Genomic DNA, 9,602 nt, shown 5'->3' with positions numbered 1-9,602 from the left:
GCAATTCGTCGCCAGCAGCGCCGCCGCCCTCGTCAGTGATCGGGCTTATAGACCCTACCCAACGAACTAGTCAACAGCGCCAAACAAAGTTTTTTGACATTTTTGTAACATGCTGTTTTCGTTGATGAAATTTTGACGACCGGGATGAGACGTCGAAAATCGGCACGTTCTCCCGCCAGAAATCTTGTCCACCCGGTCAAAAAATCCAAATTCGACCCAACGTGGACGGGAAGAGCCAAACGATCGACTACCACCGCGATACATTCAGAGCCGGACGCCTCTCGATCCCGACCCTTTTTACGCGCATCCGATCAAAAAATGGAACCTGAGACCGGGTTTGGCTGTTCCTCCCCCCAGCAGTTAATAGGCCAGCAGACAACAAGGGAGAGAACCATGGCTACCAACACCGACGATATCAGGAGTTCCATGAGCAAGGACATTGCCGCCCTTCAGCAGGAAGTGTCGCGATTGCAGAAGATGATCTCCGCCCAGGGCACGGAAGCTTATTACGAGTTGCGGGACCGCGCCGGCAAAGCCCTTGATGATGCAACGCCACGGGCAAAGCGCGCCGTAGCCCAGATAAGGGCCGAGGGAGCCGCAGTGGCAGATGCCGCTCGTGAGCACCCGACCGCCACAACCACGGCCTTCGCCCTGGTCGGCGCCATCGCCTTCCTTGCAGGCTATATGATGGCAGGGCATTCTCAACCGCAGCCGCGGCAATGGTGGCAACGCTAATCGAATTTGGGCCAAATCCGATACTCTATTCAGCACCGTTGAATTCGCCGGTTTCCCTGTGAATGCCGGCGAACGAAAATGGGTCCTTCCGTTACGGGATGTCTCACAAAAACCAAGATCGAATGCCATCTATCTCTATAGAACTGGCAAGGGAGGCGATCATGGAAATAGCAAGAACCGAAAGCATCGTCGAAGTCAGCATCAACGGCGCCTTTGAGCGTCGTGCTATCGGGATTATGAACCTGCGTCAGGCACTCGATCTTCCCGATATGCCAAGCCTCAGCTACACGCATCCGGATCCGGTAAAGGCAGCCGCCGGCATTGTCGTTACCCGACGCGAGCTGGAGCGCTTTGCCCCCGTTTGAGGTGAGGGCATTTGCACGGGACTGGCAGCTATGCGAAAGGAATGCCGGAATTCGGCGGCAAGACTGGACATAGCGAGTGCAGCAGCGGCGCAGCGGACAAAGAGTGCAGAACGGTCCAAGACATGAAAAGGGAACGGGCGGCAAGCGCGTGACCCTTTCACGCGCGCTTTCGAAACTCGGCTATTGCTCACGCACCCAGGCAGAGGGGCTGATCGCAGAGGGTCGAGTGAGTGTCGAGGGCAAGACAATCCGCGAAGCCGACACCTGGGTCGATCTCGATCACACCATCATTGCCGTCGACGGCAAGAGGATCACAGCCGAGAAAAAACTCTATCTTATGCTGAACAAGCCGCGCGGCCTGGTGACGACTCGGCACGATCCCGAAGGTAGACCGACGGTCTATGACTGCCTGAAAGGCTTCGACGCCCCTCACCTTTCACCGGTCGGGCGACTGGACAAGGCAAGCGAGGGCCTTCTTCTCTTTACCAACGATACCGTTCTTGCACAGGCACTGCTCGATCCGATCACCCATCTAGCAAAGACCTATCACGTTCAGGTCAACCGCGTCATGGACGCGGACCTGCTCGAACGCATGACGACGGGGCTTGTTGCCGATGGCGAGTTGCTGACGGCAACGGCAGCACGGCTGCTGCGCGCCGGTGAGAAAAACGCCTGGATCGAAGTCGAACTTCAGGAAGGCAAGAATCGCCAGATCCGGCGAATGCTTGAGGTGATGGATATAGAATGCCTGCGGCTCGTGCGTGTCTCTGTCGGCGGGCTGGCGCTGGGCGATCTGGAAAAAGGTGCGGTCAGAGAGCTGAATGCGTCCGAAGTCCAGGGCTTGCTGAAGCAAACAGGCCTGGAGAAACGGAAGGGTAGCGGAGCAAAGACGATCCCATGAATGCAATGCAGCCCCATGACTTCTGGCAGCACATTCACCCGCCAGAGAGCTTTCCCACCTCGGGCGATCTCACAGACTCCTATGTCGCAAGACTGCCGGACGGGCGACAACTGCTGCTGCCGATCCGCGTGCTGGCCGATGGAGATCGCGCGCTGGCATCCTTGATCATCAACCAGGCGAGTTTTGCCGTGCAGGACGCCTTGGCCGAGGCGCTGGCCAAAAAGATCGTCGAATTCAATATCGATGTGATCGCCGGGCTGCCTACGCTTGGGCTGACGCTTGCAAGCGCAGTGGCTCGTCACCTCGGTCACCATCGCTATGTGCCGCTCGGCACCTCACGCAAGTTCTGGTATCAGGAGGATCTCTCCGTTCCCCTCTCCTCCATCACCACGCCGAGCCAGCAGAAGCGTCTTTATATAGACCCGCGCATGCTGCCGCTCCTCGAGGGGCGGCGGGTCGCGCTGATCGACGACGTCATATCAAGCGGCGCCTCGATCGTATCCGGTCTGGAACTGATGGCCGCCTGCAATATCGAGCCGGCCGTGATCGGCGCGGCGATGCTGCAATCGGACCGCTGGCGCGATCGGATCGAGACATTGGATGAAAGATGGACGGAACGAACTGTCGGCGTCTTTTCGACACCGATCCTCGAGAGAACGCAGAGCGGCGGCTGGCGACCAGCCCCCTGAGATAAATTTCGCTGCCTGGCGGCTTGATCAGGCATATGCTTTGCGGCGTACATTGCTTGACATCCCCGGTGAGCAAACTAAGGGTCGGAACACGAAGCGTCCGCCGGGCGGATGCCATCAGCCGATTGGTGAGCGTAGTGCGAATTCTCTCCGAAGCCCATTTTCCCGAATTGCCAAACTACTACCGCGGCAAGGTTCGCGAAAATTACGACATGCCGGATGGAAGCCGTATCATCATCAGCACCGATCGCCTGAGCGCTTTCGACCGTATCATCACCTGCATTCCTTATAAGGGGCAGGTGCTGACACAGACGGCACGTTACTGGTTCGAGGCGACAAAGGATATCTGCCCCAACCATGTCATCGAATATCCCGATCCGAACGTCGTCGTCGGCAAGCGCCTCGACATCCTGCCGGTCGAGGTCGTCGTGCGTGGCTATCTTGCCGGCACTACGAGCACATCGATCCTGACGCTCTATAAAAAGGGCGAGCGGGAGATGTATGGCATCCGCCTGCCGGACGGCATGCGCGACAACCAGGTTCTGCCCCATCCGATCATCACGCCGACCAGCAAGGCCTTCGACGGCGGCCATGACGAACCGCTGACGGCCGCCGAAATCGTCGAACGCGGATTGCTCACCGCCGAGCAATGGCAGACCTTGTCCGCCTATGCACTCGCGCTATTTGCGCGCGGCCAGGAAATGGCGCTGAAACAGGGACTGATCCTGGTTGACACCAAATATGAGTTCGGTACCGATGAGACCGGCGCCATTATCCTTGCCGACGAGATCCATACGCCTGACAGCAGCCGCTACTGGCTGGCCGACAGCTATGAGTCGAGCTTCCAGAAGGGTGAGCGGCCGACAAGCTTCGACAAGGATTTCATCCGCACGTGGGTCGTGGAACGCTGCGATCCGTATAAGGACGAACTCCCGGAAATTCCTCTGGAATTGATCGAACAGACGTCGAAGGTCTACATCAAGGCCTTTGAAGCGATAACCGCCCAGACCTTCGTGCCCGACGATAGCGGCGAGACTCCTGTCGCCCGGATTCGCGCAAATCTCGAACGGTATTTTCCGAGGTCGTAGAGGCGGAGACGATCGGGTTGCGATCCCTTCGCCGGCTACGCGGGCAACGTCGAAGTGACGCCACCAGCGACTCGACAACGGGCCTCGTCGCCACAATTGGCGTCGGCGGTGGTATGTTTTTTGCAACACTCCCCAGATTTTTCACTCCAAAGCGCCCCTTTGTCATGCTCACGAGCATATTCAACCGCGAGAAATCGCAAAAGGCACTGTGCTATTGCGAAACTCGTTGCTAGATTGCCGGCGACTGCTTCGGATCACATGGCCGTTATTGCGGACGCGTGCGCCGCAAGCCGCCTCGGGGTCATGATGGCTCTGTAAGACACTGATGATGTGAAAGAATTGTGGGAAAAAAGTGATGGTGTCCATTCGTACTGTTGCCCCGGCTCTGCTGCTTCTTCTGGCAGGCTGCGTTAGTGGGCCAGATCCCAAACCGCCGGAAATGCCTTTGCCGGCGAAGTTTTCTGAGGGCAACCTGAAGGCCAATGGCGATGTCGCCACCTCTCAATGGTGGGCAAGATTCAACGACAAGCGCCTGAACGGATTTGTCGATGCCGGTCTCGCTCAGAACGTCTCGATCCTGCAGGCGATCGAGCAGACCAACGCTGCAGCAGGCGATGTGACCGTCGCCGGCGCCGGTGGACTTCCCGCCCTTAACGTGGGTGCCTCCCACACCACGAGTGGCGAGCTGGGCAGCCAGCGCACGCAGCATGGTTCGCTGAACACCAGCGCGGGTGATGTGAACGTTTCTTGGCTGCTGGACCTCTGGGGTCAGTATCGCCGTGCCCGCGAGGGCGCCTTGGCTGAACTCGATGCCGCCTATGCAAACGTTGACGTACAACGTCTGGCCTATCTGCAGGATCTGGTTACGAGCTATATTAACGCTCGCTTCTTCCAGGCGCGTATCGCGATCGCTCAGGAGAACCTGAAGTCCCGCCGTGAAACGCTTGAACTGACCAAGTTCCAGCTTGATGCCGGTGCTGCTTCCCGTCTCGACGTGGTTCAGGCCGAAGGTCTCGTGAATTCGACGATTGCCGAAGTACCGGGCCTCGAAATCAGCCTTCGCCAGCAGGTGCACCATATCGCAACGCTTCTGAGCGTATCGTCGGCATCCGTCATGTCGGAGATTCAAAATAACACCGGCCAGCCCGTCTTCCGCGGAAGCGTCGCCACCGGCGTTCCGGCGGATTTGATCCGCAATCGTCCCGATATCCGTCAGGCCGAACGGAATCTCGCCAATGCGACTTCCCAGATCGGTGTCGCACAGGCGCAGCTCTACCCGACCATCACGCTCGGCGGCGATATTTCGCCCTCCTACATACATGCATCGGGCGGACGCAAGGGCGGCTTGACGACCTGGTCATTCGGCCCGACCCTGACGTTGCCGATCTTTGACGGCGGCCGCCTGCGCGCCGGCGTTGACATCGCAAATTCCAATGCCAAGACGCAGTATTTCATCTGGAAGCAGACGGTGCTGACGGCTATCCAACAGGTCGAAGACGCCCTTTCGGCAGTCAGCCGTGATGCACAGACGGTTTCGGCTTTCCAGGCGGAGGTCAAATCCTACCAGGAAGCCCTGCAGCTCTCGACAGCAAGCTACAAGGACGGCGCATCTTCGCTGCTCGACGTACTCGACGCCCAGCGTTCGGTAACGGACGCTCAGGAAAGCCTGGCCCAGGCCGTACAACAGAGCGCCAGCGACTACGTTCTGCTCAATGTCGCGATCGGCGCCGGCTATGTTCCTGCGTCGCCAAAGGCTGCAGTTGCTGCCGGTTCGCCCAGCACGCCGGCCAAGGCTCCGGTCGTCAAGGTTTCGGACAAGAAGGCCAACTGATCTCGATCAGGAAAGTCTGGAGATTTAAAAAACCGCCGCGAAATTCGCGGCGGTTTTTTTGTGTCCGGGTGACCGCTGAAATCACCGGCGAAGCAGCCGCAGCGACCCGATGGGACTGCGTTGCTTGAAAAAACAAAAAGGCCGGAATCAACCGGCCTTTCGTCATCCACCTTCGCATCAGTGCCAGTACATCCGTGGTCAAAGGGAAAAGTGGATACTGCAGTCAGATTGGAGGCAAAAGGCTAATGCTTGATTAACCCGGTCTTCGCCTCATCACTCGGTAACGAATCCAAGGCGCCTTTGGCGCAATCCGTAACCGTCCGCTGCATGACTGGACTGTATATCGGAAATCGATCTGTCGATTTCAAGGCAATTCGGAAGTTTCCTCGGCGGCCGGCAGATTGGCGATGGACGCCAATCCCGCAACCAGCTCATAAACGACCGGGATCCCGCATAAAAACCCGTGCGACCTCAATGGGTTGCTAAATGAGCTTCCTGAGCGGCTGAAATGAACATCTCACGAGCTTCTTCCGCGGATTTGCGCCCGTCGATGGCAGCGCGACAAACACTTCTGGCAGCGACATAAAGCGGCCCGCGACGATCCGGCCACAAATCCGCCATGCAATGAAGAGCGTCCGATGGACCGTCCACCATCTTGGCATTACCCTGCGCAAAACCAACCTGGATCGGATGGTTCCATTTGATGTGTCGCATGATGGATATCTCCTCGGTTTACCGTCCGTCAGAAGCCGCCTCCTCCGGCGACCTGTTCGACTATAGCGTTTATCAGTGTGAACGAAAATATGGATATTTTATGTACCCCTTTATCGCCGGCTCGGCCGCCTCGATTCGGAGAAAGATAGAGAAAACTCCCCTTCCATGCCTTGCAGCCCGGGCTTCCCATCAATAATCTCCACGGCATCATGAGCCTAGAATCCGTTCGCGCCTTCTTCAGCCAGCAAGCTGCCGATATTTCCGTCATAGAGACGGAAGCCAGTTCCGCAACCGTGACACTGGCCGCCGAAACCCATGGCGTCGATCCGGCACAGATCGCCAAGACGATTTGCGTCCGGGTTGGCGATCGCGTCATGCTGGTTGTCGCCAGCGGTACGGCTCGCCTCGACAATCGCAAGAGCAAGGACGTCTTGGGCGGAAAGCCGCGGATGCTGGATGCGGAGGAAGTCGTTGCAGCGACCAGCCATCCCGTCGGCGGCGTCTGCCCCTTCGGACTTCCGACACCATTGCCGGTTTATTGCGATGTGTCGTTGAAGCGCTTCGATGTCGTCGTTCCGGCTGCAGGCGCGATAAACGCCGCGGTCAGGATATCACCGGATCGAATGGCCCAACTGGTCGACGCTGAATGGGTGGACATCTGCCAATAGATGATAAATTTGATCGGACCCATTGAAGCAGGTCCGCGTCAGGGAGCTATCCAATGCACCAATTCCATGTTGGCCAAAAGGTCGTCTGTATCGACGATACGTTCAAGCACGTATCGATCGATCAATTGATTCGCAAAGGCCAGATCTACACCATTCGCTGGATCGGCCCTTACAAGCATTATGTCGACGGAGAATTCATCGGCATCAAGGTGGAGGAAATTTACCGAGGCAATGACGATGGCCCGGAAGGCTATGGCGCCGCCGACATGCCCTACAGGGCAACCCGCTTCCGTCCGCTGCTCAAGGATAAGCTCGGCGCATTGCGCAGTCTTCTGGCTCCGAAAAAAGATGGTGAAGAGCCGTTCATTCCTCCTTCCAAGGAGGAACCCAAGCGAAAGGCGCCCGTCAAGAAGGAAGAGAAGGTCTGAGCCCTCGATCGCCGATATCAGCGGAACATAGGCGGCCTTTGAGCATTCATCAACAGCTCGTGGCGTGTTGCAAAATCACCCAGAAGCTTGCACAGCCGCTTTTCTTCTTCTGGATCAAGACGATGCCGACGTGCAAACTCCTTGACGCTCCAGACCTCTCGCAGTTTGTTGTCCTCAATCCGGCTGCTATCAACATAGGTAATCATTACGCATCTCCCGCTATGCCCTGACCGAAACGCAGCAATGCGAAAATGGTTCCGCCGAATCCCGCAGAGCGGCGTATAGGTTTTTCGAGGTCGTTTTGGCTTCGCCGCGGATATCGGTCTGGCGTGGGGCAAGGTGTCGCGTTCCCAAGCTTTTGCGGCATTGTTACAGGACGCACGTTCACGCACAGACAAGGCTTACCATCAGCATCGGGTGACTATAAAATGTCAATCAAGCGTATCATCGTCATGTCAGGGATCTTCGGTCTCGGATTGAGTTTTGCCGGGAGTTGCCTAGCGCAAGCCCAGGCCCAACCGAAGCAATCCTTCTTCATTGCGACCCGCCATGCGGAGATCGGCGACGGAATTTCCCGTATCAGCAGTTTCCAGGGACCCAAGTCGACCAATTATTTCGTGCACTGCAACTGTGCGGATCTGAGCAGCGACACAAAGATATGCCCGACCAAGGGGTATCAATGCGCCTGCTCCCCCGCGACAGTCTATTGCCAATAGGCAAGGCGGCCGGGTTCAGAAAGGACGGGTCATGACCTGTCTGTTGACGAGCTTCAAGCTGCGATCGGGTTGAAGAATATAGGTCTCGTGGACGTCCTGTCCGTGGTTGTCTGTGAAATCATGGGAGATCCGCGCGCCCACGGGAGATTGCGTGAGCTTCATACGCGGCTGGCCGCCATAGGTGATACTACCCGGTATGGGCTGCAGCTCCATTTGTGCCTGATCGCAGGCCGCCAGCAGAAACAGACACGTCAAAAGGGAAATGATCGATTTCATCACGATCTCTTTCTCAGCACTTCAAGGCGCGACAGCATACACCATATAAGAGTTAGAACAGAATTCGGTCCGCTCGCCACCGCCGCTTCGACCAGGGCGGGACGTTGCTATCGCCAAGATAGGGGAGCATGCATGAGTAAGTTCAATGCGTCGATCGCCATAGTGAGTCTGACTGCGCTGATGACATTCACGTCAGTGGCATCTGCAGGCGCCATGCCGCTTCCCGACCTCGCGGTGCCACAACGATCGGACATCATCCAGGTCCACGATCATCACGGCCATCATCACTATCATATCCGCCAAGGTTACGATGACTATTATAACAATTATGATGATAGCGGCGTCCTCTTCAAATCCTTCGTGACCGGCACGCTTTTCACACATAATGACCGCCAAGCCTATTATAGCGACAGCCACATGAGAACATGCGCCGCCCGCTATCGGAGCTATAGCGCCTACGACAACAGCTATCAGCCGAGCCGCGGCCCGAGGCAGCAATGCAGATGAGGCGTCGCTGGACGGCGCTCCAGCGACGGAAATGCGAGCGCCTTCGGTGCATCGGTTTATGATCCGCTTAGCGGGACCTTCACGCGGCGGGCTCCCGGAAGTCATATTTCCCGGATCTTCAACTGCCGGATAAGCAAACCACCCGCCTTTCGGACGCCCTGTGCAGATGCTGGGTCCGTCTTTGCCCCCTGCTTGGGCGCCTTCAGGTTATGGCCGGCAGGCCTTTGAGCTACGATCTACCAGGGAAGATGCCGTCTTGGCGCCAGGGATAACGGCTGTTTGGAACGCAAAAGCCCGCCGTGGGGCGGGCTATTTATGTGTATTGGTTGCGGGGGCAGGATTTGAACCTGCGGCCTTCAGGTTATGAGCCTGACGAGCTACCGGGCTGCTCCACCCCGCGCCAGCGCAAATCGCTATGCGATTTGTCGCGATCCCGATAAACCGCAAAGCGGTTTGTCGGACTGCCGAGGCGACTGCTTTGCAGTCGCTCCCGTTCAACGTTTCCGTATTCTGCGCCAAGCCAATTGCTTGAGCAATTGGCTCATGGCTTTCTCAGGCCCCAAAAGCAAAAAGGCCGCTTTTAAGCGGCCCTTTGATCGGCTTTGGGCCGTTTTCGCTCAGAGAAGATTATTTGTTTTCGCATGCAGCTTTCGAAGCCTTACGGCTTCGGCGCATGCGTTTGTT

12 protein-coding genes and 1 tRNA gene are annotated in these 9,602 nt (G+C 57.3%); 9 read left to right on the top strand and 4 right to left on the bottom strand.

The window, feature by feature from the left end:
* The first annotated feature begins 393 nt into the window (after nt 1-393).
* The 6 genes from DTW90_RS36565 to DTW90_RS36540 all read left to right on the top strand — a co-directional run bounded on the left by DTW90_RS36565 (nt 394) and on the right by DTW90_RS36540 (nt 5,609).
* Nucleotides 394-735, top strand: a complete 342-nt coding sequence (locus tag DTW90_RS36565) for a hypothetical protein (protein ID WP_132528660.1) — start codon at nt 394-396, stop codon at nt 733-735.
* Nucleotides 736-896: 161 nt separating this feature from the next.
* Nucleotides 897-1,100: a hypothetical protein gene (locus DTW90_RS36560; protein ID WP_132528661.1), complete on the top strand. Its 204-nt coding sequence runs from the start codon at nt 897-899 to the stop codon at nt 1,098-1,100.
* A gap of 103 nt (nt 1,101-1,203) precedes the next feature.
* Entirely contained in the window at nt 1,204-2,001 is a 798-nt protein-coding gene (locus tag DTW90_RS36555) for a pseudouridine synthase (RefSeq protein WP_245513268.1), read from the top strand.
* 5 nt (nt 2,002-2,006) lie between these two features.
* Nucleotides 2,007-2,690, top strand: coding sequence for a phosphoribosyltransferase (locus DTW90_RS36550; RefSeq protein WP_132528672.1), 684 nt, complete (start codon nt 2,007-2,009; stop codon nt 2,688-2,690).
* A 137-nt stretch (nt 2,691-2,827) separates the two neighbouring features.
* Entirely contained in the window at nt 2,828-3,778 is a 951-nt protein-coding gene (locus DTW90_RS36545; RefSeq protein ID WP_149344988.1) for a phosphoribosylaminoimidazolesuccinocarboxamide synthase, read from the top strand.
* A gap of 355 nt (nt 3,779-4,133) precedes the next feature.
* A complete protein-coding gene (locus DTW90_RS36540) occupies nt 4,134-5,609 on the top strand; it encodes an efflux transporter outer membrane subunit (protein ID WP_149344987.1) in 1,476 nt (491 codons plus the stop codon).
* 471 nt (nt 5,610-6,080) lie between these two features.
* Here the strand turns inward: DTW90_RS36540 and DTW90_RS36535 are convergent, their stop codons facing one another.
* On the bottom strand, nt 6,081-6,323 hold the full coding sequence (locus DTW90_RS36535) for a DUF982 domain-containing protein (protein ID WP_149344986.1): 243 nt from the start codon (nt 6,321-6,323) through the stop codon (nt 6,081-6,083).
* A gap of 209 nt (nt 6,324-6,532) precedes the next feature.
* Between DTW90_RS36535 and DTW90_RS36530 the strand changes: the two genes are divergently transcribed.
* Together DTW90_RS36530 and DTW90_RS36525 are read left to right on the top strand one after the other, a co-directional pair.
* On the top strand, nt 6,533-6,991 hold the full coding sequence (locus tag DTW90_RS36530) for a YbaK/EbsC family protein (RefSeq protein ID WP_149344985.1): 459 nt from the start codon (nt 6,533-6,535) through the stop codon (nt 6,989-6,991).
* A 53-nt stretch (nt 6,992-7,044) separates the two neighbouring features.
* The gene (locus tag DTW90_RS36525; RefSeq protein ID WP_149344984.1) at nt 7,045-7,419 is read left to right on the top strand and encodes a CAP-Gly domain protein; all 375 of its coding nucleotides are present in this window, start codon (nt 7,045-7,047) and stop codon (nt 7,417-7,419) included.
* Nucleotides 7,420-7,436: 17 nt separating this feature from the next.
* Here the strand turns inward: DTW90_RS36525 and DTW90_RS36520 are convergent, their stop codons facing one another.
* Both DTW90_RS36520 and DTW90_RS36515 read right to left on the bottom strand, forming a co-directional pair.
* Nucleotides 7,437-7,625: a hypothetical protein gene (locus tag DTW90_RS36520; protein ID WP_149344983.1), complete on the bottom strand. Its 189-nt coding sequence runs from the start codon at nt 7,623-7,625 to the stop codon at nt 7,437-7,439.
* 525 nt (nt 7,626-8,150) lie between these two features.
* Nucleotides 8,151-8,411 carry a hypothetical protein gene (locus tag DTW90_RS36515; protein WP_149344982.1) on the bottom strand — a complete coding sequence of 87 codons (261 nt, stop codon included), beginning with the start codon at nt 8,409-8,411 and terminating at the stop codon, nt 8,151-8,153.
* 132 nt (nt 8,412-8,543) lie between these two features.
* Here DTW90_RS36515 and DTW90_RS36510 point away from each other — a divergent pair, with 132 nt between their 5' ends.
* Nucleotides 8,544-8,918, top strand: coding sequence for a BA14K family protein (locus DTW90_RS36510; protein ID WP_149344981.1), 375 nt, complete (start codon nt 8,544-8,546; stop codon nt 8,916-8,918).
* Between the two features lie 323 nt (nt 8,919-9,241).
* On the opposite strand, the gene DTW90_RS36505 is transcribed toward DTW90_RS36510, so the two are convergent.
* A tRNA-Met gene (locus tag DTW90_RS36505) sits at nt 9,242-9,318 on the bottom strand.
* Between the last annotated feature and the right edge of the window lie 284 nt (nt 9,319-9,602).

It is taken from the genome of Neorhizobium sp. P12A (genome assembly GCF_008365395.1).
Taxonomy (GTDB): Bacteria; Pseudomonadota; Alphaproteobacteria; order Rhizobiales; family Rhizobiaceae; genus Rhizobium.
Note: the sequence above shows the minus strand (reverse complement) of the source record. Positions and strands in the feature narration are given on the sequence as shown.

Excerpts from the sequence above, each read along its gene's own strand:
- DTW90_RS36565 (WP_132528660.1), top strand. The coding sequence starts at position 394 with ATGGCTACCAACACCGACGATATCAGGAGTTCCATGAGCAAGGACATT.
- DTW90_RS36560 (WP_132528661.1), top strand. The coding sequence starts at position 897 with ATGGAAATAGCAAGAACCGAAAGCATCGTCGAAGTCAGCATCAACGGC.
- DTW90_RS36550 (WP_132528672.1), top strand. The coding sequence starts at position 2,007 with ATGCAGCCCCATGACTTCTGGCAGCACATTCACCCGCCAGAGAGCTTT.
- DTW90_RS36540 (WP_149344987.1), top strand. The coding sequence starts at position 4,134 with ATGGTGTCCATTCGTACTGTTGCCCCGGCTCTGCTGCTTCTTCTGGCA.
- DTW90_RS36535 (WP_149344986.1), bottom strand. The coding sequence starts at position 6,323 with ATGCGACACATCAAATGGAACCATCCGATCCAGGTTGGTTTTGCGCAG.
- DTW90_RS36530 (WP_149344985.1), top strand. The coding sequence starts at position 6,533 with ATGAGCCTAGAATCCGTTCGCGCCTTCTTCAGCCAGCAAGCTGCCGAT.
- DTW90_RS36525 (WP_149344984.1), top strand. The coding sequence starts at position 7,045 with ATGCACCAATTCCATGTTGGCCAAAAGGTCGTCTGTATCGACGATACG.
- DTW90_RS36520 (WP_149344983.1), bottom strand. The coding sequence starts at position 7,625 with ATGATTACCTATGTTGATAGCAGCCGGATTGAGGACAACAAACTGCGA.
- DTW90_RS36515 (WP_149344982.1), bottom strand. The coding sequence starts at position 8,411 with ATGAAATCGATCATTTCCCTTTTGACGTGTCTGTTTCTGCTGGCGGCC.
- DTW90_RS36510 (WP_149344981.1), top strand. The coding sequence starts at position 8,544 with ATGAGTAAGTTCAATGCGTCGATCGCCATAGTGAGTCTGACTGCGCTG.